17 protein-coding genes are annotated in these 24,159 nt (G+C 52.3%); 1 reads left to right on the top strand and 16 read right to left on the bottom strand.

From position 1 onward, the window contains the following. Window position 1 precedes the first annotated feature (1 nt). The 6 genes from uvrB to ftsE all read right to left on the bottom strand — a co-directional run bounded on the left by uvrB (window position 2) and on the right by ftsE (window position 8,097). Window positions 2-1,987 (bottom strand): excinuclease ABC subunit UvrB, encoded by a 1,986-nt coding sequence (gene uvrB, locus D3P07_RS21045; protein WP_119802248.1) that lies wholly within the window; start codon window positions 1,985-1,987, stop codon window positions 2-4. Window positions 1,988-2,232: 245 nt separating this feature from the next. Then, the gene (locus D3P07_RS21040; protein ID WP_119802219.1) at window positions 2,233-3,540 is read right to left on the bottom strand and encodes a PDZ domain-containing protein; all 1,308 of its coding nucleotides are present in this window, start codon (window positions 3,538-3,540) and stop codon (window positions 2,233-2,235) included. A gap of 91 nt (window positions 3,541-3,631) precedes the next feature. Beyond that, complete coding sequence (locus D3P07_RS21035; RefSeq protein ID WP_259391625.1) at window positions 3,632-5,098, bottom strand: S41 family peptidase; 1,467 nt, start codon at window positions 5,096-5,098, stop codon at window positions 3,632-3,634. Between the two features lie 166 nt (window positions 5,099-5,264). Beyond that, entirely contained in the window at window positions 5,265-6,488 is a 1,224-nt protein-coding gene (locus D3P07_RS21030) for a murein hydrolase activator EnvC family protein (protein WP_119802218.1), read from the bottom strand. 15 nt (window positions 6,489-6,503) lie between these two features. After that, on the bottom strand, window positions 6,504-7,421 hold the full coding sequence (gene ftsX, locus D3P07_RS21025; RefSeq protein ID WP_119802217.1) for a permease-like cell division protein FtsX: 918 nt from the start codon (window positions 7,419-7,421) through the stop codon (window positions 6,504-6,506). Next, window positions 7,411-8,097, bottom strand: a complete 687-nt coding sequence (ftsE, locus tag D3P07_RS21020) for a cell division ATP-binding protein FtsE (protein WP_119802216.1) — start codon at window positions 8,095-8,097, stop codon at window positions 7,411-7,413. Before ftsE ends, ftsX begins: the two co-directional genes overlap by 11 nt. Window positions 8,098-8,434: 337 nt before the next feature. On the opposite strand from ftsE, the gene D3P07_RS21015 reads away from it, so the two are divergent. Then, window positions 8,435-9,880 (top strand): VanW family protein, encoded by a 1,446-nt coding sequence (locus D3P07_RS21015; RefSeq protein WP_182914440.1) that lies wholly within the window; start codon window positions 8,435-8,437, stop codon window positions 9,878-9,880. A 296-nt stretch (window positions 9,881-10,176) separates the two neighbouring features. On the opposite strand, the gene argH is transcribed toward D3P07_RS21015, so the two are convergent. The 10 genes from argH to secA all read right to left on the bottom strand — a co-directional run bounded on the left by argH (window position 10,177) and on the right by secA (window position 23,889). Then, window positions 10,177-11,592 carry an argininosuccinate lyase gene (gene argH, locus D3P07_RS21010; protein ID WP_119802246.1) on the bottom strand — a complete coding sequence of 472 codons (1,416 nt, stop codon included), beginning with the start codon at window positions 11,590-11,592 and terminating at the stop codon, window positions 10,177-10,179. A gap of 163 nt (window positions 11,593-11,755) precedes the next feature. After that, window positions 11,756-12,991: an argininosuccinate synthase gene (locus tag D3P07_RS21005; RefSeq protein WP_119802214.1), complete on the bottom strand. Its 1,236-nt coding sequence runs from the start codon at window positions 12,989-12,991 to the stop codon at window positions 11,756-11,758. Window positions 12,992-13,033: 42 nt separating this feature from the next. Continuing rightward, complete coding sequence (gene argF / locus D3P07_RS21000) at window positions 13,034-13,990, bottom strand: ornithine carbamoyltransferase (protein WP_119802213.1); 957 nt, start codon at window positions 13,988-13,990, stop codon at window positions 13,034-13,036. A gap of 333 nt (window positions 13,991-14,323) precedes the next feature. Next, complete coding sequence (locus tag D3P07_RS20995; RefSeq protein WP_119802212.1) at window positions 14,324-15,511, bottom strand: acetylornithine transaminase; 1,188 nt, start codon at window positions 15,509-15,511, stop codon at window positions 14,324-14,326. Window positions 15,512-15,517: 6 nt separating this feature from the next. Next, entirely contained in the window at window positions 15,518-16,321 is an 804-nt protein-coding gene (argB, locus tag D3P07_RS20990; protein WP_119802211.1) for an acetylglutamate kinase, read from the bottom strand. A 38-nt stretch (window positions 16,322-16,359) separates the two neighbouring features. Next, a complete protein-coding gene (argJ, locus tag D3P07_RS20985; RefSeq protein WP_119802210.1) occupies window positions 16,360-17,601 on the bottom strand; it encodes a bifunctional ornithine acetyltransferase/N-acetylglutamate synthase in 1,242 nt (413 codons plus the stop codon). Between the two features lie 255 nt (window positions 17,602-17,856). After that, complete coding sequence (argC, locus tag D3P07_RS20980) at window positions 17,857-18,906, bottom strand: N-acetyl-gamma-glutamyl-phosphate reductase (RefSeq protein WP_119802209.1); 1,050 nt, start codon at window positions 18,904-18,906, stop codon at window positions 17,857-17,859. A 359-nt stretch (window positions 18,907-19,265) separates the two neighbouring features. Further along, entirely contained in the window at window positions 19,266-20,138 is an 873-nt protein-coding gene (locus tag D3P07_RS20975; RefSeq protein WP_259391630.1) for a YitT family protein, read from the bottom strand. A 108-nt stretch (window positions 20,139-20,246) separates the two neighbouring features. Further along, a protein-coding gene (gene prfB, locus D3P07_RS20970) for a peptide chain release factor 2 (protein ID WP_119802207.1) occupies window positions 20,247-21,357 on the bottom strand; the annotation gives its coding sequence in 2 pieces (ribosomal slippage) (window positions 20,247-21,284 and window positions 21,286-21,357; 1,110 coding nt in all). A 24-nt stretch (window positions 21,358-21,381) separates the two neighbouring features. Further along, complete coding sequence (gene secA, locus D3P07_RS20965) at window positions 21,382-23,889, bottom strand: preprotein translocase subunit SecA (RefSeq protein WP_119802206.1); 2,508 nt, start codon at window positions 23,887-23,889, stop codon at window positions 21,382-21,384. Window positions 23,890-24,159: the final 270 nt, after the last annotated feature.

The raw sequence follows: 24,159 nt of genomic DNA, 5'->3' as shown, positions 1-24,159 counted from the left end.
ACTATCCCATCTCGGCGCGAAGCTCAAGCAACGCGTCACGAAGCTCGGCAGCACGTTCGAACTGCAAGCTCTTGGCCGCTACCTTCATCTCGCTCTCCAGACGCTCGATGAGCGACTGGCGATCTTTCTTCGACATCTTGTCTGTGCCCGCTCCAGCAAGGTAATCCGCTTTCTGCTCGGCGACCTTGGTAGCTTCAATCACATCATGGACACGCTTGCGGATCGTTTGCGGTTCAATGCCATGCTTCTCGTTAAATGCGATCTGAATAGTCCGGCGGCGTTCCGTCTCCTTGATGGCGCGATCCATCGAATCCGTCATCTTATCGGCGTACATGATGACTCGGCCTTCACTATTCCGGGCTGCCCGTCCGATCGTTTGGATCAGCGACCTGTCTGAACGAAGGAAGCCCTCCTTGTCCGCATCAAGAATGGTGACTAGTGATACTTCCGGAAGGTCAAGTCCTTCCCTGAGCAAGTTAATGCCCACTAACACATGGAATACGCCAAGCCTAAGATCCCTTAGAATAGCCAGCCGCTCCAGCGTCTTGATATCGGAATGCAGGTAACGAACCTTAATGCCGACTTCCTTCAGATAGTCGGTAAGATCCTCCGCCATCTTCTTCGTCAAAGTCGTAACCAGCACGCGCTCGTCCTTCGCAATCCGGTCTCGGATTTCCTCCAGCATATTATCAATCTGGCCCTTCGTCGGTCGAACTTCAATAATCGGATCAAGCAACCCCGTCGGTCTGATGATTTGCTCCGTCATGGTCGGACAACGCTCCAGCTCATACGGTCCCGGCGTCGCAGATACATAGATCAGCTGCTTGGTCTTATCCTCGAACTCTTCGAATCGAAGCGGTCGGTTATCCATGGCTGAAGGCAGGCGGAAGCCGTGATTGACCAGCATCTCCTTACGTGCCCGGTCTCCATTGAACATCGCGCGGATCTGAGGCAGCGATACATGAGACTCGTCGATGACGACGAGCATATCTTCTGGGAAATAATCGAGAAGCGTATACGGCGTCGCTCCGCGTTCCCTGAATGTCAACGGACCCGAGTAGTTCTCAATGCCGGAGCAGAAGCCCATCTCCGCCATCATCTCCAGGTCATACCGAGTACGCTGCTCCAGCCTTTGCGCTTCAAGCAGCTTGCCGGCTTCGCGCAGTTCCGCCAGCCTCTCCTCCAGCTCTCTCTCGATATTGACGAGAGCCAGCTTCATCGTCTCTTCCTGTGTTACAAAGTGTGACGCTGGGAAGATCGCGATATGCTCCCGCTCCCCAATAATCTCACCCGTCAGCACGTCGATCTCCGATATGCGCTCGATTTCGTCGCCGAACAGCTCCACGCGGATGGCTCTTTCGTTATTGGCAACAGGGAATATCTCGATAATATCCCCTCTTACACGAAATGTGCCGCGCGTGAAGCTGATATCGTTCCTCGCATATTGAATATCTACGAGCTTGTGCAGAATCTCATCGCGGGATTTCTCCATCCCCACACGAAGGGAAAGTACGAGGCTGCCGTATTCATTCGGCGAACCCAAGCCGTAAATACAAGATACGCTGGCTACGATAATCACATCGCGTCTATCGAACAACGAGCTTGTGGCGGAGTGGCGCAGCTTGTCGATTTCATCATTGATGCTGGAATCCTTTTCGATGAAGGTGTCGGTGGATGGGATGTAGGCTTCCGGCTGGTAGTAATCGTAGTAGCTCACGAAATATTCAACCGCATTGTCGGGGAAAAAGGATTTGAATTCACTGCAAAGCTGCGCGGCCAGCGTCTTGTTATGCGCGATGACGAGCGTAGGCCGGTTCAGCTCCTGAATGGCATTGGCAATGGTGTACGTCTTGCCCGTACCTGTCGCACCAAGCAGGGTCTGATGCCGCTTGCCGGCCCTTACGCCCTCCACCAGTTCCTTTATCGCCTTCGGCTGGTCGCCCTGCGGACTATACTCGGACTGAATTTGAAATAATCGTTCGCTCATTGCCTTATCCGTCACTCCTTGTCCTCCTTACCTTCTCTATCTATTATCATTATAGTCAAATGCCCCCTAAGGAAATCAGGCATAGCACATCATAGGAATATGTGTTCCCATTTATTATAGCTCTTACCTTTTATTCGCGCAACGCATGATCTCACGTTTTTTCCAGTTTGCTTCTGCCAGTTGCCGGAAACAACAACAGGACCGCCCGCACGCTCACGAACAGCCCTGTTACAACCTTCATCTGCTTACATATTGTTTTCGCGTGCTTCGCCCTTGCCTCTGCGGTTCGCCGCCCTTATGCCGCGAAGCAGTCCCACAAGTGAAGCCGGCCCGCTCGCAGCGTAGTAATTCGCCTGTTCATCCGGCGCCAGAATGACCCCTAGTTGATGATGCTCACCGGCATATCTGGCCTTCTGGGCAAACTTCAGCTCACCTTCGATATTATAAATCTCCAGCTTGCAGAATGCGGAGTTGATCGCAAGCGCGCTATACAGCTCTTCCTTTGTGAACACGCGCATCCCGTTCACCTTATGCAGAATCTCGCCTGCCATAAGGCCCATTGCTTCTGCCGGCGTTCCCGGCACAACACCGAGAATGCGCAGACCGCGCGCGTCATGCACATACAGCGGGGTGCGTCTTGACTCTGCAAGCTTGCTTCGCCAGACGATCGCCTCATGCAGCAAGATCGAGGCGGCCGCCGCAAGCGGCAGCAGAACCGGCTGCCACCAGGCTGCAATCGCAGCTCCAGCCAGAAGGAGGCTGTAGACGAGAAGGCCCTGTGCGGCATGTCTGGCCTTGACCTGCGGCAGCATCGTCCGTGTCATCTCTGTAAAGCCGATAATCATCGGCAACGCAACAAACGTCCAGCCTTGCGACCAATCCGCTCCGAAGAGCGGGGTCCAGGGCAAGCTCGTCGTCGAGACGCTGCCGCCTGCTGAATCGGTTACCGGCACAAGCAGGAACAGCGGCACTGGCCAGAAGCCTTGAAGCAAATAGCCGCCTACCAGCTTGCCTCGCTTGCCCTCAAGAAATAGAGGCGTTGCCAACCGGTCGCCTTGCATGCTGACCAATATGGCTTCCGCAAGATGTAGCAGAGCGACCAGCAGCAGCAATCCTGCTGCATCCACGCGAGCAAGCGAGGCGGCCATGCTGCCCATCCAGTCCGTCCGATCGGCAAGCGGAGTGAAGGAGAAGCCCCATTGCAAGAGCGTAATGATACCCGCACTATATGCAAAACAAAGATAGCGGATTCGGATAAGCATCAGTACCGCCGCAATCGCCCATAACCAGAGGACAGCCGCAGGGGTCAGCGTGGACCCGATGAACGCTCCCGCGACCGATACCGCAAGTCCCGCTAATAGCCCTGTCAGCACCGCCTTCGCGGTCAGATTAACCCAGCTGTGAAGCTTGACAGCAAATAACTGACGCTCCATTCTCATCTGCCTGCTGTATTGCAATACGATAAATAAGACCGCTATATAATAAAAAGGTTGTATCAGCAGCTGCAAAGCGGATTCCGCAAGCAATTGCAACATAGCTAGCGCCGTCTCCAAGCGAACACTCCCCAATCTGTCCGATTTCCAATGAAAAAGGCTGGCCCCGACTATGCGAAGCCAACCTTATATTCATTCGACACATGCTAGCCTATTTCCTGCTGACAGACTTTACCGCTTCCAGGAGCTGTGCGTCGTTATCTTTATTTTGAATCCACTTCATAACGGCCTGCTCCAGCTGCGCTGCGGTCTTGGCATCAATTTCTCCGGTTGCCGGAAGCTGATGCTGCGTCTGAAATTTTTTTACAGCCTCAACAGTCTCCTCGTCGAAGTAGCCGTCCTCGCGTGAAGGTTCAAACCCCAGTCCGTGAAGCATGATCTGCGCACTGCGAATTTGCTCGCTCAAGCTGTCGGCCTTCAACGGTTCAAGCACATTCATTCTGGCGACCGTATACATATCCGGCGGTTCGACGATCTGATTCGGTGTAATGCCCTTCTGGTGAATCCAGTTGCCGTTAGGTGTTAGCCACTTCGCGATCGTCATCTTAAGCAGACTTCCATCGCCAAGCGCTTTATTATAGCTGACCTGAACCGTACCTTTGCCGAAGGACTGCTCACCAATAACCGTAGCTCCGGCCGCTTCCTGCAATGCGCCTGCCAGGATCTCCGAGGCGCTGGCGCTCCCTTTGTTGGTAAGCACGGCAATCGGGTAATCTTTCTGCGAGCCGCCCTTGGCCAGCGTCTTCTCCCGCTTCCCGTCCCGGTATTCAACCTGAACGACGGTGGAGCCTTCTTTCATCATTAGCTGCGAGATTTCGACGACAATGGGAAGAACGCCTCCCGGATTATTCCGCACGTCCAGGACCAGCCCCTTCAACCCTTCGCCTTCCAGCTTCTCCAGCTCATCTTTGAATCTCTTCGCGGTATTAAGCGAAAACTGACGGATCTCAATCACTCCGATCCCGTCCGGTCTCATCGTGCTGTACACCGTCTCCACATCAATGTCATCCCGGATGAGCACCAGCTGTATCGGCTCCGAGAAGCCGCTGCGCTGCACAACGATTTTCGCCTTCGTCCCCTTTGGACCGCGAATCTTTGTGACGGCCTCCTGCAAGTTCAAGCCGTTCAGGCTGACGCCATTAACCGAGATCAGCACGTCTTTGGCAAGCAGGCCTGAACGTTCGGCAGGCGATCCCTTGATCGGAGATACGACGATGATCTTCCCATCCTCCGTCGTCACTTCCGCGCCAATTCCGGTAAAGGAGCCTTCAATTGATTCAGAGAAATGCTGTGCAACTTCCTTCTCCATATAGACAGAATACGGATCATCCAGCGCTTTCATCATTCCGCTGACTGCGCCGTCCAGCAATTCCTCGCGTTCAACATCCTCGTAATATTTGGATTCAATCAACTCCAGCACCGCATTCAGCTTGGCAAGCTCGTCCGCACTCAACGGATAGCGGCCCTGTTCATCTGCTGCAGCAGCTGCAGCTACAGCGGATGAAGAACGCTGATCTCCATGCTGAATCCATTGATCCGCAAGCGTCATCGTCACCAGTACGGAGGCGATCATCGTCGCCATGACAAAAGCAAAAACCGTACGTCCCTTGAAATACACCTCGGTACACCACCTTCATTGTTATCCAGCTTTCATGACCCCAATAGTATATGACAAGCGGGAGGCAATTATTTGCGGCAATGCCAATTCGAGCTTGATGCGCCTTGAATAATAAGGGCAGCCCAAATTCTGGGCTGCCCGCTTGCTGTTGCTGTATATAGGCTTATTATTTCAAATAGCCGCTCGGATTGACCGGCACTTCGTTTTTGCGTACTTCGAAGTGAAGATGCGGTCCGGTAGAATTGCCCGTGCTGCCGACTTCTGCGATTTTTTGGCCCTTCTTGATCTGATCTCCTACATCAACAAGAAGACCTCCGTTGCGAATATGTCCATACAATGTCCATAGCCCGTTGCCATGATCAATAATGATACAGTTGCCATAACCGCTCCACAACTGCGATACGATGACGACACCAGACTCAGCCGCATAGATGTCTGTGCCTTGCGGCGCACCGAAATCAATTCCGGTATGCGTGTGCTTCTTTTTCGTAATGGGGTGAATCCGAGTGCCAAAACTCGACGTTACCCGATAACCCGGATCGATCGGCATGCCCAGCTTGCCACCCGTGTACGGATTTTTGATCCGGTTTTTCTCTGCATTCAGCTTGGATACCTTCGCCGCCAGCGCGACAAGCAGCTTCTCTTGCTCCTCGCTGATGACTTCCAGATGTTCAAGCGTCTCGGACAATTGGTTCAAATTCTGATTATAGGAAGCAACGAGCACTTCCTTATCCGCTTCCTTCTTGACCAGATCGGCTTGCTGCAGCTCAAGCTCATGATAGAGCGCCTCCAGCTCCGCATATTGCTCCTCGATATCGGCTTTTTTCTCCTCTACGAGCGCCTGGTCTTTTTTATGAGCGGTCAGAATATCGCGGTCTGAGCTGAGGATCGTCTGCAGCGCATCGAACCGATCCAGGAAATCTGTAAAGCTAGTTGCGCTGAATAGAACATCCATATAAGATACGAATCCGTTGGAATACATCATGCGCATGCGAGTCTCCAGAAGCGCTTCGCGTTCCACAACCCGCTGAACAGCTTCTTCCAGCTCAACGCCGGTTTGCACCAGCTCCTGCTGCTTCTCTTCTTTCTCCTCTTGCTTCTTCGTCAAAGCAACTGCAACTTTGTCGATTTCTTTATTCAGGGTGTTAATTTCCTTCTGCAGCGTTTCTTTCTTCGAGGTTATTGTCAGCTTCTGCGCCTCTGCATTTTTTGCATCCTTGGCCGCATTGGCAGCCTTGCGCTCTGCTTCCCTGATTTGCTGATTGGCTGCTTTAATATCCTTCTCGATCTGGGATAGCGAGGCCGCCTTGACCTCGCTGCCGCCTGAAGGCTGCAGAACAAACACGGCGAGTATAGCCACAGCTACAATAAACGCGCTTATTTTTTTCATAATTGAACCATTCACCTACACTTTCAAATACTTTCGTACCGAAATGGTGCTGCCCCAAATGCCGATCAATGTGCCGATTGCGATAATTAACAATGCTGCTGTCATTCCCGCTTCCTTCAGTGGGATCAGGTTGACCATCATCAGCGATAAGTCCAGTTTCGTAAGCTTAATAATCTGTGCGTAGCTGCCGAGTATGGCCGCGGTCGTCAGTACCGAGCTGACAAAGCCGATCAATGCCCCCTCAATGAAGAACGGCCAGCGTATAAACGCATTCGTCGCGCCCACCAGCTTCATAATGCCGATTTCTCTGCGTCTTGCGATAATCGTCATCTTGATGGTGTTGGAAATAAGCAGCATAGCGGTTACGCCAAGGCCGATGACGATCACAAAACCGATATTGCGAACCGCATTGGTCACTTTAAACAACGTCTCTATGGTGCCTTGCCCATACTTGATTTGGTTAATCGGATTGGTTTCATCCGCTTTGTTGATGCCATCAATTTTCAAAGCGACCGTCTCAACCGACTGCGGGTCGTACACTTCTACCGTGTAAGAAATAGGGAGAGGATTATTTTCATTGTTGTAGCCTTCCAGCCAATCCCCGTTTTCGGCACCCATCGCATCACGGAGGATCTTAAGCCCTTCTTCCTTGGAGACGATCGTTACTTTGCTAACCTCTTCCAGGTTCCCGATCTTATTCTGCACTTCCGTAACCTTGGCTTGCTCCACATCCGTCTGTAAGAACACTCTTATTTGAACTCTGCTCTCGATCTGGTCCGCCATGGAATTGACATTCAGTGCAAGCAGGACAAAAACACCCAATATAAACAACGAGATAAAGATGGAGCTCATCGACGCAAACGACATCCAGCCATTCCGTATGATGTTCCTGGCACCCTCTCGCAGATGCCGCAAGATCGTGCTAAATTTCATAGCCGTACTCCCCTCTCGCCTCGTCACGGACGATCAGGCCATTCTCTATGGCTATAACCCGCTTGCGCATGCTGTTTACGATTTCCTTGTTGTGCGTCGCCATGATAATTGTTGAACCGCGGAAGTTGATCTCCTCCAGCAGGTTCATAATTCCTGCCGATGTCTCCGGGTCCAGGTTCCCGGTAGGCTCGTCCGCCACAATGACCGACGGATTATTCACTATTGCCCGGGCAATCGACACCCTTTGCTGCTCACCGCCAGATAACTGGGACGGTAAAGAATTATGCTTATGCTTCAATCCGACAAGATCCAACACTTCCATCGTACGTTTCTTGATTACTCTGCGAGGCGCCTCGATTACTTCCATCGCAAAAGCGACATTTTCGTATATCGTCAGCTTTGGCAGCAGTCTGAAATCCTGAAAGATGACACCGATATTTCTTCGGACGTATGGGATTTTGCGAGGCTTCAGCTTGCCGATATTGAATCCGTTAACCGATAGCTGGCCTTTGGTCGGAACCTCTTCCCGGTAAATCAGCTTCATAAATGTAGACTTGCCGGCGCCGGATGGGCCGACGACATAAACAAACTCATTTCGATCTATTCGAACTGATACGCCACGAAGTGCATTCGTTCCGTCAGCGTACGTCTTCCATATGTCGTGCATTTCGATCACAGTATCACATCCTGTATGTAGTCAGTTTTACTATTTCGACAGCGTGCGGCTAATTCCTTCAACAGAACAGCCTATTCCGCTTTTTTCATGATTCTCATTATCGTGGACTTTGTCGAAAAACAATACGATTACTCTCCATATAATGCATAACTTTTTTATGCATTTTGGCGGCATCTTTCCTGGATAATCAGCATCGTATTCGTTGAAAGATGTCTTGCGTTATAGGCACAACGTTGCGAATGCTGCCTTGCTGAATGACGCGAGCTCTGCGGCATGAAGAGAGCCAGAATCGCATATGGATGTAGGAATGTGCTTATACGGGGAAGGGTGCGTTGGCATGAAGAAGCTGCAATGGGCGTTATGGGGAGTGTGTGCCGTTGTGTTGCTTACGGCGGCAGCAGGATTCGTAGTGATGTGGAAATACGCCAGTCAGGATTTAGTGCCGGAAGGCGTAACCGCAGGCAAGCTGCAAATCGGCGGCATGTACATTGACGACGCCATCACCTTGCTGGATAAGTATGAGCAAGCATTAGAGAAGCGCAGCATTACCGTGCAGGCGAACCAAGTCGCGGAGGACAGCCGAAGTTGGATCGTATCGGAGTTTGGTTATCAGGCAGAGTTCACCGGGGCCAGAGACGCTCTGCTGCAGTTAAAGAAAGGAAGCCTGTGGGAACGCGCACGCTATCGCTATCACTTCCCGAGCCATTTCACATTGTCGCAAAGCTGGGAAAAAAGCGCGTTCGAGTCTGCTCTTCGCAAGCAATGGAGCTGGGTAGAGAACAACGCCCCGCAGAATGCCTCGCGGGAAATTACGAAGATGGACGAGGTCATTTTTACGCCTCATACCGATGCCTATAGGCTAGACCTGCCCAGCTTAGTGAACGAAGCCGATCAATGGGTTCTGTTGGAAGAGCTCGAGGTTGGAGAGGAGGTGACCGGTCATCGCAGCACTTTGGTTGCCGAATTGCCTATAAGTACGATACATCCAGATATCACGCTTGAGAAGCTGAAGGAAGAAGGAATCGATCGGCTCATTATGTCCTTTACGACCGACTTCAGCTCAAGTGCTGAGGGGCGTTCGCATAATGTAAGCGTCACGGCCAAAACGCTCGACGATTGGTACTTGAAGCCGGACGAAGTGTTCGCATACAGTGAGTTGATCGCCAAAGCGGAGAAGGAGCATACCTACCGCGAAGCCCCCGTTATTCTCAATGGAAAGTTTGTGCCCGGCATCGGCGGTGGCATCTGCCAAGTATCCAGCACCCTCTATCAGGCTATACTGCGCGCGGGACTTGATATTGAAGAAAGACGCAATCATTCGCTGCCTGTCGCTTATCTCCCGCTTGGACACGATGCAACCTACGCGACAGATGCCATTGATTTCAAATTCCGCAATACGACAGGAAAAGGCCTGCTCATCCGTACGTCTGTCGAGAACAAAAAGCTGACAATCAAGCTGTTCGGAACCATGCCGAGCAACGAAAGCTACGAAATCGAATCCGTCACTCTGGAGACCGTCTCTCCGAAAACTCAGCAATCGGTCAATCCTGCTCTTCCAGTGGGAAAAACGGTAGTCGTGGAAAAAGGAAAACCCGGTTACATCGTAGAAACCTACCGCACGCATCTCCGGGACGGCAAGGCGGTCTCCCGCGAGCGAGTATCCAAAGACACCTATCGTGCCCAGCCTACACTGATCGAGACAGGGCCAGATTCGCTACACGCTACTCTAGCCCCTCAAGCTACGCCGTCGCCCGGCGATTCTCTGGTTGAGGATGGGCTGTAATCGATTAAGGAACTTTACTTATCTGATGAATGATGGCAGTAACATGGAGCTAGGTCGGTTATGCCGACTTCATTTGGTTTGATTTGATTCTGGAACCCGCGCTTATGAAGTCGATGAAAGCGACCTGCATGCAGCAGCAACTAAAATTTAATACTCGCGACAAACAAAAAAAGACGGAGTCGAAGACCCGTCCTTTTTTGTTGCCTGGAACTCCCTATGTGTACATGTCCTGCCGCGCACCGGCAGTGCCTATTTATGAGGTACTGCTGGTGACGGCAAAACATGAAGTTCCCTTGTTACCTGCTTCGCTCCAAATACTCCGCGACCCAAGCTGCCGTCTCTGCGAGCGCCACGTCGGCGCGGCCAATTGCCGCTTCGACTTGCTGCTTCGCTGTGCCGCCGTATACATTGCGGGCGTTGACGACTTGCTCCGGTTGAAGCACCGCATAGATGCGGTCGTCGAACAAGCTGGAGAACTGCTTGAACTCCTCGATCGTCAGATCCAGCAAATATTTGTTTTGCTCGATGCAGTACAAAACGGTTTTGCCGATCACTTCATGCGCCTGACGGAATGGCATGCCTTTGCCAACGAGGAAGTCTGCGATATCCGTTGCATTGGAGAAATCTTGGTTGACGGCTTGGCGCATCCGGTCCGTATTGACCTTCATCGTCGCAATCATTGGCGCAAACAATTGAAGCGCGCCTTGCAGCGTCTTCACGGTATCGAACATGCCCTCTTTGTCTTCCTGCATGTCTTTGTTGTAAGCGAGCGGAAGCGACTTCAGCACGGTCAGCAAGCCGACCAGATTGCCGTAGACACGGCCCGTCTTGCCGCGCACAAGCTCCGGCACATCCGGGTTCTTCTTCTGCGGCATGATGCTGCTGCCCGTGCAGAACGCATCGTCAAGCTCAACAAAGTGGAATTCCGTGCTGGACCACATGATGAGCTCCTCACTCAGACGTGACAAGTGCATCATGATGATGGAGGCATGCGACAGGAATTCCAAAATGAAGTCACGGTCGCTTACCGCATCCAGGCTGTTCTCATACACGCGATCGAACTTCAATTGACTTGCTACAAAATGGCGATCGATCGGGAACGTCGTGCCTGCTAATGCGCCAGCGCCGAGCGGCAATACATTGATCCGCTTGTAGCTGTCTTGCAGACGCTCGATGTCGCGTCCGATCATGGATACATACGCCATCAGGTGATGAGCGAACAGAATTGGCTGTGCGCGCTGCAAATGCGTATAGCCCGGCAAAATCGTATCAGTATTCGCCTTCGCTTGCGCAATTAGCGCAGATTGCAGCTTCTGCAGCATATCTACAAATTCCACTACGCGCTTGCGCAGCCAAAGGTGCATGTCCGTTGCGACTTGGTCGTTGCGGCTGCGACCTGTATGCAGCTTGCCGCCTACCGAACCTACGTCGTCGATCAGCGTTTTTTCGATATTCATATGGATGTCTTCGTCCCCGATGGAGAATTCAATGTCGTCGCGCTTAATGCGCTGAAGCACGCGATGAAGACCATCCTTAATTTTCTCTACATCATCGGCAGGCAGAATACCCTGCTTGCCCAGCATAGTGACATGTGCAAGGCTTCCTTGAATGTCTTCCTCAGCCAGCTCCTTGTCGAACATGATCGAAGCTGTGTATTCCTCTACCAGCTGGTCTGTCTTTTTCGTAAAACGACCGCCCCATAGTTTGCTCACTGTATCCAGCACTCCCTTCCGAATGCAAGGGAACGGAAGCTGTTCAGCATGCGCGGAACAAGGAAGCCATGCAGCCATCTGCCGCCTTCTTCCTCAATCTTAGGCCGGAACTATATCCGTTCCGGCCTGCATGCTTTCACTAGCTTCCGCCCTTATCCGGCTATTAGTTTTTGCTTTGCTCTACGCCAGAGGAAACCTTCAGACGAAGTGCGTTCAGACGGATGAAGCCTGTTGCATCGCCTTGATCGTATGCTTGCGATGGATCTGCTTCCATCGTTGCGATGTCCGGGTTGTACAAGCTGACCGGGCTCTTCACGCCAGCGCCGATTACGTTGCCTTTGTACAGCTTGAGGCGTACAACGCCGCTTACGTTCTTCTGCGATTCTGTCACGAGCGCTTGCAAAGCAATACGCTCAGGAGCGAACCAGAAACCGTTGTAAACAAGCTGGCTATATTTCGCGATCAAGGAGTCGCGAAGATGCATGACTTCGCGGTCCATCGTCAGGGATTCCATTTTGCGATGGGCAGTGAACAAAATTGTGCCGCCTGGCGTTTCATATACCCCACGGCTCTTCATGCCGACAAAACGGTTCTCGACCATGTCGACACGGCCGATGCCGTGCTTGCCACCCAGCTCATTCAGGCGCTCCATCACTTCAAGCGGGCTCATTGCCTCGCCGTTCAATGCTACGCAGTCACCTTGCTCGAACGTCAATTCCACATATTCCGCTTGGTCTGGCGCACGCTCAGGCGATACGCTCAGCACGTACATGTCTTCATTCTCCTCAGCGCTTGGATCGAACCAAGGGTCTTCCAGCATACCGCTCTCGAAGCTGATGTGCAGCAAGTTGCGGTCTGTGGAATAAGGCTTCGCAGCCGATGCTGTAACCGGGATGCCATGCTTCTCGGCATAAGCGATCATCTCCGCACGTCCAGGGAACTGCTCGCGGAATGCTTCCAGTCTCCATGGAGCGATAACGCCGATCTCTGGCGCCAACGCGGCAGCCGTCAGCTCGAAACGAACTTGGTCGTTGCCTTTGCCGGTAGCGCCGTGAGCGATTGCTGTTGCGCCTTCCGCGCGAGCAATATCAACCATGCGCTTCGCGATTAGCGGACGCGCGATGGAAGTGCCGAGCAGGTATTGTCCCTCATACAGCGTTCCCGCTTGGAACATCGGATAAATAAAGTCTTTTGCAAATTCAGCGCGGAGGTCGTCGATGTATACTTTGGAAGCGCCAGTTGCCAGCGCTTTTTCTTCCAGTCCGTCGAGTTCATCCTTCTGTCCGATATCTGCTGTAAAAGCGATAATTTCGGCGTCATATGTTTCTTTGAGCCATTTCAGAATAACGGAAGTATCCAAGCCGCCGGAGTAAGCCAACACGATTTTTTCTTTTGCCATGATCTCCTCTTACATCCCTTCACTTATAAATTATCTATGCCATTAGGACATGATCGCCGCCATGATCGCTTTTTGCGCATGGAGACGGTTTTCTGCCTGATCGAAAATAATGGATTGCGCGCCATCGATGACACTTTCGCTTACTTCTTCGCCGCGATGAGCCGGGAGACAGTGCATGAATTGGAAGTCTTTCTTCGCGTACTTCGCCAGCTCGTCGTTCACCTGGAAGTTCGCAAAAGCAAGCTCGCGTTCCTTCTGCTCTGCTTCTTGACCCATGCTCGCCCATACATCGGTATAGATGATGTCCGCATCGGCAACAGCTTCCTTCGGATCGTGGCAGATAACAAGGCGGGAGCCTGTCTCAGCCGCATTCGCTTGCGTCTGTTGAATCAGATCGGAGTCTGGCTCGTAGCCTTCCGGTGTTGCAATGGACATATGCATGCCCAGCTTGGCAGCGCCCATCATAAGCGAATGCGCCATGTTGTTGCCATCGCCGATGTATGCCATTTTCAGGCCTTCCAGCGTACCCTTCTTCTCATAGATCGTCTGAAAGTCGGCCAGCGCTTGGCAAGGATGGGACAGATCCGTCAGACCGTTAATGACCGGAATCGTAGCGCCTCTAGCCAACTCTACCACTTTGCGATGCGCGAATGTACGGATCATGATGCCGTCTAGGTAACGGGACAGCGTCTGAGCGGTATCCCAGATGGTCTCGCCACGGCCGATTTGCAGATCGTTGCTGCTCAGGAACAAACCTTGACCGCCGAGTTGGTACATGCCTACTTCGAACGAAACGCGCGTGCGCGTTGACGATTTTTCGAAAATCATGCCCAGCGTCTTGCCCTTCAGAATATGATGGGTTTCGCCGGCCTTTTGTTTTCTTTTCAGATCGATAGCCAGGTTGATCAGGTAGTGCAGCTCTTCCTTCGTAAAATCAACCAGCATCAGAAAGTCGCGCCCTTTCAGGCTATGGGCTATTTCCTCGTTCACTACTTGCATGTTGTTTCCCTCCTAAAAGGTTTGCGGAGCAAACCTAACTTCGTAAGCATAAGCTTAGGTTTGCGGAGCAAACCTTACTTCGTAAGCGATACTTAGGTTTTGCGTGAGCAAAACCACTTCGTATGGATGACAATAAAAGTTGCACTTTTTTGGTCTAAGACAACCGCTACAAGAACCAATTATTATTCCGATCGCTGTTGCAGCCCGCAGGTTTTGAATTTGGGTTGCTAAGGTAACCTGCCATCTGCAAAGGCGAACACTTCGTTTCTCCATAACAATTGGTTCTTTCCGCTTCCCTTGGCTCAAAAGACATATTATAAAACCTTTTTGAGCTTATCTATCGCTCAACAGATCCGCCAAAATAGATACAGCTTCATCGATCTCTTCATTGGTTACCAGCAAGTTAGGCAGTAAGCGAACGACATTCGGTCCAGCTGTAATGACAAGCAAGCCGCGCTTCTGCGCATCTGCGATAACATCCGCTACCGGCCCTGTGCATTCAATACCGACCAGCAAGCCGAGACCGCGAACTTCCTTCACAAAGCTCGAGCCCGCCAGCTTCTCACGAAGCTGCGACATCAAGTACCCGCCTTGCTCCGCCGCTCTAGCGGACAAGCCGTCTCCTACAATCGTTTCAAGCGTCGCCTTCACGACCGCCGTAGCAATCGGCGTACCGCCGAAGGTAGAGCCATGACTGCCTGCGCTGAAGCCTTCACGCAGCTTCTCCTTCGCCACCATTGCGCCAACTGGGAAGCCGCTACCGAGACCTTTTGCCAGTGTGAAGATGTCCGGCTCGATACCGAAATGCTCATAAGCGAACAGCTTGCCTGTACGGCCTATACCCGTCTGAATCTCGTCGACGATCAGCAGGATGCCTTCACGCTTGCACAATTCGGCAACTTGCTGGATATAGGTCTGGTCAACCGGGTGAATGCCGCCTTCCGCCTGAACCAGCTCCAGCATAATGGCAGCCGTCTTCTCGCTAACCGCCGACTCCAGCGCTGCAATATCATTATAAGCAATATACTTGAAGCCTTCCGGCAGCGGAGCAAAGCCTTCCTTCACCTTCGATTGCCCTGTTGCCGTCAGCGTCGCCAGCGTGCGTCCATGGAACGACTGATCGAATGTAATAATTTCATAACGGCCGTTGTTCTGGACCAGCTGCTGATAACGGCGAGCCAGCTTGATCGCCGCTTCGTTCGCTTCCGCACCCGAGTTGCAGAAGAATACAGCGTCTCCGCAGCTATTGTCCGTCAGCAGCTTGGCCGCATCCGCTTGATTTGGTATATGAAACAGATTGGACACATGCCACAGCTGATCCAATTGCTGCACGAGCGCTTCCTTAATGCGTGCTGGCGCATGACCCAGATTCGTAACGGCAATGCCGCTCATGAAGTCCAGATAACGGTTCCCCGCATCATCCCACAGCCAACTTCCTTCGCCCTTGACCAGCGTGAGGGGATATCGCGCGTATGTAGGAAGCAATGACGCCCCGGCTGCAGCCGTTTTATTCTCGCTCATCTATCCTTACACCTGCCTTTGCTTGCTTTGTACGATACTTGTGCCGACGCCGCCTTCGCGTACTGCACGCGTCAATACACCTGCTTCTTGCCCGCTAACGATGACCACTTCACGAACTCGGCCCTGTATGCACTGAATGGCAGCCCGTACCTTAGGAATCATGCCGCCGTATATTTCACCGCTTGCAATCATCTCCTCGATCTCTTCAACGGTAACCGAAGGAAGCACGTGCTTCTCCCCGTTCACCGTCTTCAAGATGCCTGGCACATCCGTTACAACAATCATACGTTCAACGCCTAGATGAGAGGCAACCGCTCCAGCTGCTGTATCGGCGTTAATATTGTAGCGCTGTCCGCTCGCGTCGATCCCGATTGGCGCAATAACCGGAATGTAGCCCATTCCCATAATGCCTTCGATAATGCCGGACTCGACGTCCATCACATCGCCTACAAATCCGATTTCGGATGCATTCGCAACCGGACGGGCCTGGATCAAGCCGCCATCCACACCAGACAAGCCGAGCGCCTGCGCACCGTTCATTCCGATTTTGCGTACGATTTCTTTATTGATTCGGCCGGCAAGCACCATCTCCACAACATCCAGCACGTCGTTATTGGTTTTGCGCAGCCCGTTTACAAATTCCGTCTCAATGCCAAGCTTCGTCAACGTCTCCGAGATGGCAGGTCCGCCACCATGCACGATCACGGGCTTTACACCGGATTGCTGCAGCTCCCGAAGCTCTCCAAAAAAGTCGTCAGGCAAAGCCGCGAGCGTGCTTCCGCCGCATTTCATCACAAACCGCTGTTCCATTATTGCTTCATCCTCCACCCTGCAGCCTTATAGGCTCCTTAAGTCCGATATGCCGCATTAATGCGGACGTAATCATAGGTCAGGTCACAGCCCCAAGCTGTCGCAGAGCCTTCCCCGTTATGAAGATCGACAACGATCACAACGGTATCGCCCTTCAAATATTCCAGTGCCACTTCCTCGTTGAAGGCCACCGGACGGGATTGCTCAAGTGTCACGATATCGCCAAGCCGTATATCGACCGTAGCCGGATTAACCGGCTGTCCCGCACGGCCAACCGCCGCAATGATACGGCCCCAGTTGGCATCCGCTCCGAATACAGCCGACTTCACCAAGGAGGAGCCGATCACCGTCTTGGCAATCGCAGCAGCCGAATCGTCGCTGACCGCCCCATGCACTTGAACCTCAACAAGCTTCGTCGCGCCTTCTCCGTCTCTCGCAATCGCTTTGGCCAATACCTCGCATACATAACGCAGCGCGGCAGCAAAGGCCGCCCAGCCTTCATGCTCCGGTGTAAGCTCGCCATGGTCCACAAGTCCGCTCGCCAAAGCGACCAGCATATCATTTGTACTCGTATCGCCATCAACGGTAATCATATTAAATGTATAGTCTGTCGCCTGGCGCAAAAGAGCCTGCAGCGCTTCGCTGCCAATCTTCGCGTCAGTCGTCACAAAGCCGAGCATCGTCGCCATATTCGGGTGGATCATGCCAGAACCTTTGGCTGCACCGGCAACCGTTACGGTTTTGCCATCAAGCTCAAGCTCCACGCATACCATCTTCTGTACCAGATCGGTCGTCAGAATCGCTTGGCAGAAGCCGTCCGCGCCCGGCTGCCCGCCATCCAGCTGGGAAGGCAGAGCGTCAATGCCGCTGCGGACTTTGTCCATCTTCAAATTCTCGCCGATTACGCCTGTCGACGCTACGGCTACATGGTCTGCCGGAACGCCGATCGCTTCAGCGAATCTGGCACGCATCTCATACGCGTCCGCATCGCCTTGCTCGCCTGTACAAGCGTTGGCATTGCCGCTATTGACAAGCACCGCCTGCAGCAGACCTTCCGCTGCGATGCTTTCTCTTGTTACTTGCAGAGGAGCCGCCTGGAATACGTTCGTCGTATAGACGCCCGCTGCCGTCGCCGGCACCTCGCAGACGATCGCTCCCAGATCGTGGCGTGTTGTTTTTTTCAAACCGCAATGAAGTCCTCCGGCCCGGAATCCTTTTGGTGTCGTAATCGAGCCATCCGCTACCACTGTGAACGGAGTTGACGCAGTGTCCTGTCCCATCGTGAATCGTTTCTCCCTTTACCATAAGGTAGTTAAAAAGTTCACTTTTGATCACGAAGCCTTTTCAAGCAGTCTATTCGACATCGAATATTGAACTCAGCCGGAACTAAGCCTAAGCTTTCGAAGTATGTTTCCTACGGAAACATTTTAGTACTCTCGTAGCTACGCTACGCTCCGTTCCTCATTTCCTACCTTCGTCCAATCTTCTTGGTGCTGAAAAGCAAACTTTTTAACTCTATTCGATATGAAATATAATTACGGATAAGCAGGAACGAATTGCAGACCTGACGCCTCATCCCAGCCCATCAAAAGATTCAAGTTTTGGATTGCTTGGCCTGCCGCGCCCTTCACCAGGTTGTCGATAACCGAGATTATCGTAACCCGATTCGTGCGCGCATCCACCGCAAAGCCGATATCGCAATAATTGGAGCCCCATACTTCCTTCGTGCCCGGCCATTGTCCTTCCGGACGAATACGAACGAAACGGCGGCCCTCATAGAACTCTTTATACAATTCGATAAAATCGCCAAGGCTTCTGTTGTCCTTGACCGTTGCATACATCGTCGACATTATGCCGCGCGTCATCGGTACTAAATGCGTCGTAAATGTCGTTACGATCGGTGTACCCGCCGCATCGGAAAGCACCATCTCGATCTCGGGCACATGCTGATGCTGATTGACTTTGTAGGCTTTGAAGTTCTCGTTCAATTCCGAATAATGCGTACCCAGGGATGCCCCGCGGCCTGCGCCGGAGACGCCGGATTTCGCATCGATAATAATCGAAGCCGGATCGATAAAGCCCGCTTTGATCGCCGGTACGAGTCCAAGCAGCGTCGCTGTCGGATAGCAACCCGGATTGGAGATAAAGTCGGCATCCTTCACATTGTCGCCGTAGATCTCCGCAAGGCCGAATACCGCCTTCTGCAAATACGCTTCATCCGCTGCAGGCTTCTTGTACCATTGCTCATACAGTGCAGGAGACTTCAGACGGAAGTCGCCGGACAAATCAATGACTTTCAAGCCGGCCTCCAGATATTCCGGAGCCAGCTTGGATGCCACACCCGCAGGCGTAGCGAGAAACACGACGTCCGCCTTGGCTTTAATGGCCTGCGCATCCACGCCGTCCAGCAGTTCTTCGCGAATGCCGGTCAGATGCGGATATCCATCCGCAATCGGCGTTCCCGCGCTGGAGGACGAAATGACAGAGGTCACCTCAGCATATGGATGCGCCTCTAACAAACGCATCAATTCTACTCCGCCATAACCAGTGGAACCAACAATGGCCACACCTATCTTCTTGCTCATCATGCATCTCTCCCCACTTGCGAACCGCTGCTTGATCGACGGATGACCCGTCAGCTTCAGAATACGGCTCTAATCTTGGCAAGCCGATTTCCGGCAGCAATCGCGCGGGGCTTCGGCTTTATGTATAGCGCTTTTCTCATGTCGTTCCGAGTGAAGATTCGTCCGGACTCTAGGAAAAGCCTGGTTTTTTATCTACAACTTCTTATTGTACATCATTCAGAAGTTCGTGGAAATATAAGTTCGTCGTGTATTATTATACAGTCATACTAATATTAATACAACGCTAATTCGCCGTCTTTTTCTGTCATAAAGCAGAGAAAACGATTTATGATCAGGAGCTCGGGACAATGTTCGTCCCTTTAGCCGTTATCCAGCTTAAAGCCTTGTCCGAGCACTTCAGCCGTATTGCTTATAATGACAAAAGCGCCTGAATCTATAGACCTGACCAACTGCTTCAGCTTAGAAACTTCGTTCTGCCCTACCACAACCATCAATACGGTGCGTCCTGTACCGGTATAGCCGCCATGACCATCCAAGCGTGTAAGTCCACGGTCTAAGTCATTCAGAATCGCTTGCGCTACTTCCTCCGTATGATCGCTAATGATGAATGCCACCTTGGAGAGCTGGAGGCCATTTTGCACAAAATCGATCGTCTTGCTGGTCACGAATAATCCGATTAGCGCGTAAAGCGAGGTTTCCGGCGAAAAGACGAATCCGGCGGCAATAATGACGCAGCCATCGAAGCAGACGACGGCCAGACTATACGGCAGGCCAGTATACCGATGCAGAAGTTGGGCTGCCAGGTCGAGACCGCCTGTAGAACCTCCTCCGCGGAATACCAATCCAAGGCCTAGACCAACCCCGATGCCGCCATAGATAGCGGCCAGGATCGGGTTATCTGTCGGCGCGGGCACAGAAGCCGTCAACAAGACGAATAACGGAAGCAATAATGTGCCGAGCAGCGTCTTGGCGCCAAACTTCCGTCCGAGCAGCAGCAGACCTGCAATGAACAACGGAATATTAATCGCCCATTGCGTTAGCGCCGGAATAATTCCGGTCAACTTCTGCACCAAAATCGAAATACCCGATACACCCCCGGATGCAATGCCGTTAGGCACCAAAAACATGTTGAAGCTCAGCGCTACGATCATCGCACCAAGCAATAACTGCATAATATTCCATACGATTTGCGCTTGCGGATTTCTTCGCTTTACCAGGTCACCGCGTCTCATCTTTCCCACTTCCACTCGTATCATCTCCTTATTCCAAAAAGAAGAGTTCCCTCACCATTACAGTGTTGGAACTCTTCCTCTATGCTATGCAAAACGTGTAAGCATTCCTTATGCGTCGTGACGAATCTGGTTGCGCAAGTATCCGTCAATGAACGCATCCAGGTCGCCGTCCATCACGGCGCCTACATTACCGGTCTCCACCGACGTGCGGTGATCCTTGACCATGCTATAGGGATGGAATACGTAAGAACGAATCTGGCTGCCCCACGCGATGTCTGATTGTACGCCGCGAATCTCGGCCAGCTCCTTCATCTGCTCCTCGATCTTCCGTTCGTAGAGCTTCGACCTCAGCATCTTCATCGCCCGATCGCGGTTCGCGATCTGCGAGCGCTCTTGCTGACAAGCAACGACAACGCCAGTCGGCATATGCGTAATCCGAATCGCCGACTCTGTCTTATTGACATGCTGTCCGCCGGCGCCGCTAGCACGGTACGTATCCACCTTCAGATCTTCCGACCGAATCTCGATCTCGATGGTATCATCGATCTCCGGCATGACGTCGCAGGAGGCGAAGGATGTATGCCTGCGTCCCGCAGAATCGAATGGCGAGATGCGCACAAGTCGATGTACGCCCTTCTCGGCCTTCAAGTAACCGTATGCGTTATAGCCTTTGACCAGCATCGTGACACTCTTGATACCGGCCTCGTCGCCGTCCTGGTAATCCAGCACTTCGACCTTGAAGCCCCGCTTCTCAGCCCAGCGCGTATACATCCGGTACAGCATCATGCCCCAATCCTGGGACTCTGTGCCGCCCGCTCCCGGATGCAGCTCTACGATAGCGTTCAGCTTGTCATGAGGCTGATTCAGCAAAAGCTGCAATTCGAAGTCGCTTACTCGGTCGAGCAGCTGCTCGACGCTCTCCTTCAACTCTTGCCCCATGGACTCGTCGTCCTCTTCCTCGGCAAGCTCCAGCATCATCTGGAGCTCTTCATGGTCATTGTTCAGCTTGGCATACTGCTCTACGACCGACTTGACCGCATTCAGTTCGGAAATGAGGCTTTGAGCCCGCTCATTGTCGTCCCAGAAATCGGGCATCGACATTTTCTCTTCGAAGTTGGCGATCATCTCCTGCTTCAGATCTAAGTCAAAGAGACCCCCTAAGTTCTTGGAGACGCTTCGCCATTTCACGCAAATCCTGTTTGACCGTAATGTCTATCATGGCTTCGCTTCACCTCAAATTAGATTACTTGCCGTGGCACTGCTTATACTTCTTGCCGCTGCCGCAAGGACAAGGATCGTTGCGTCCCGCACGATCTTCACGCTTCGCTGGACGCTTCTCCTGTGTCTCGCCGCCGCCGCTTGTCGATGTCGTCTGGCCCTTCACTACTTCTTGACGCTCCAGATTGCTCTCAACGCGTGCCTTCATAATATATTTCGTAACTTCCTCTTGGATCGTCTCGATCATTTCCTTGAACATCTCGAAGCCTTCGAATTGATATTCGCGAAGCGGATCGGTACCGCCGTATGCCCGCAAATGGATACCTTGACGCAGCTGATCCATCGCATCGATATGATCCATCCACTTGCTGTCTACCGCGCGCAGCACGACAACCTTCTCGAATTCGCGCATGGTCTCAGGACCAAGCGCTTCCTCACGCTCGTTGTATAGCGCGACGACCTTCTCCAGCAGGAATTCGTTAATTTCTTCTTTTTCCTTGCCCCAGATATCTTCCTTCTTCAGAGAGCCTTCCTCAAGCAGATTCGCGTGGACGTAATCCACGATCGCTTGCAGATCCCACTCCTCCGGAATATCTTCGGAGCAATGTGCTTCCACAATACGCTCAACGACCGGCTTGATCATCTCCATGACCTCGCTCCGGATATCCGCTGATTCCAGAATATCACGACGCTGCTTGTAAATAACCTCGCGCTGCTGGTTCATCACGTCATCATATTGCAGGACGACCTTCCGTGTATCGAAGTTGCTGCCCTCTACCCGTTTCTGGGCAGATTCGACGGCTCTGGAGATCATACGGCTCTCGATCGGCTGATCTTCCTCCAGACCGAGTCGGTCCATCATCGCCATAATATTCTCCGCACCGAAACGGCGCATCAGCTCATCTTCCAGCGACAAATAGAACTGCGAGGAGCCCGGATCGCCTTGACGGCCGGCACGACCGCGAAGCTGGTTATCGATCCGTCTGCTCTCATGGCGCTCCGTACCGATAATATGAAGTCCGCCAAGCTCTCCAACGGAGTCGCCCAGCAAAATATCCGTACCCCGGCCAGCCATGTTCGTCGCAATAGTGACGGATCCGGCTTGACCTGCGCGCGAAATAATCTCCGCCTCTTCAGCATGGAATTTCGCATTGAGGACTTTATGAGTTACGCCTCTGCGCTTCAGCATATCGGACAGCTTCTCGGAGTTCTCGATGGAGATCGTACCGACAAGGACCGGCTGCTTATTCGCATGGCGTTTCACGATTTCTTCTACAACGGCTTTGAACTTGCCGTTCTCGGATTTGTACACGACGTCGGGGATATCCTTACGGATCATGGTACGGTTCGTCGGCACCTGGATAACGTCCAGACCGTAAATCCGGCGGAACTCTTCTTCCTCCGTCTTCGCTGTACCCGTCATACCCGCAAGCTTGCGGTACATACGGAAGTAGTTCTGGAACGTGATCGTGGCAAGCGTCATGCTTTCATTCTGAACCTTGAGCTGTTCTTTCGCCTCGATCGCTTGATGCAAGCCATCGCTGTAACGGCGTCCGGACATCAGACGTCCCGTAAATTCGTCAACAATAACGACTTCGTCTTCTTGCACGACGTAGTCGACGTCGCGTTTCATAATAAAGTTCGCTTTCAGCGCTTGCTGAATATGATGGTTGACCGTTACGTTGGCATGGTCAAACAAGTTCTCGATGCCGAAAGCGCGCTCTGCCTTCTCAACTCCGGATTCCGTCAAGATCGTATTGCGCAGCTTCACGTCGATCGTGAAATCTTCTTCAACCTTCAAACGGCTTACGAAACGATCCGCTGCATGGTACAGCTCTGTCGACTTTGCGGCTTGTCCCGAAATAATAAGCGGCGTCCGCGCCTCATCCACGAGAATGGAGTCCACTTCGTCAATAATGGAATAATAAAGAGGACGTTGTACCATTTGCTCTTTGTACAACACCATATTATCGCGCAGGTAGTCGAATCCAAACTCGTTATTCGTACCGTATGTGATATCGCAAGCATAAGCTTCTTGCTTCTCCGAGTGAGACAGGCCATGCAAGTTGCAGCCAACCGTCATCCCTAGGAAGTTATACAGCTGGCCCATGATCTCGCTATCGCGCTGTGCCAGGTATCCGTTGACCGTAACGACATGCACGCCTTTGCCAAGCAAAGCGTTCAGGTATACTGGAAGCGTCGCTACGAGCGTTTTACCTTCACCAGTCTTCATCTCGGCAATCTTGCCTTCATGCAGCACCATGCCGCCGAGCAGCTGTACGTCAAAGTGACGCATGCCAAGTGTACGCTTCGATGCTTCCCGTACGGTCGCAAAAGCTTCCGGCAGCAGAGCGTCAATCTCCTCGCCCTTTTCCAGGCGAGCCTTGAATTCATCCGTCTTCGCGCGCAGCTGCTCATCCGTCAGCGCCGTGAACTTTGATTCCATGCTATTGATTTCATCAACTGTACGTTGAATGCGTTTGACTTCGCGTTCATTCGCGTCTCCGAATATTTTCTTTACCAGTCCGAGCATGGTTTTCCCCTCTTTCGGTAGTAGGTCTATTTGTTTTAAATTGTAACAGTTTGTAGACCCTGCCGCAATGTACCCCGGCGACGCGATCGAGAGGAACGGGAAAGCTATTTCCCAAAAAGCCATGCCAGAGCATCTGGCACATCACGAACACCCTTTTCGAATGAGTGAACATCGCGTTCATAGATATCCAGCTTGACCGTCTCCGGGGTCATATACTATTGGCTCGAATATGCCCATAAGGTTCGATTGTTTGGTACCCTCATTTGCTGG

Source organism: Paenibacillus sp. 1011MAR3C5 (assembly GCF_003591485.1).
Taxonomy (GTDB): Bacteria; Bacillota; Bacilli; order Paenibacillales; family Paenibacillaceae; genus Pristimantibacillus.
Note: the sequence above shows the minus strand (reverse complement) of the source record. Positions and strands in the feature narration are given on the sequence as shown.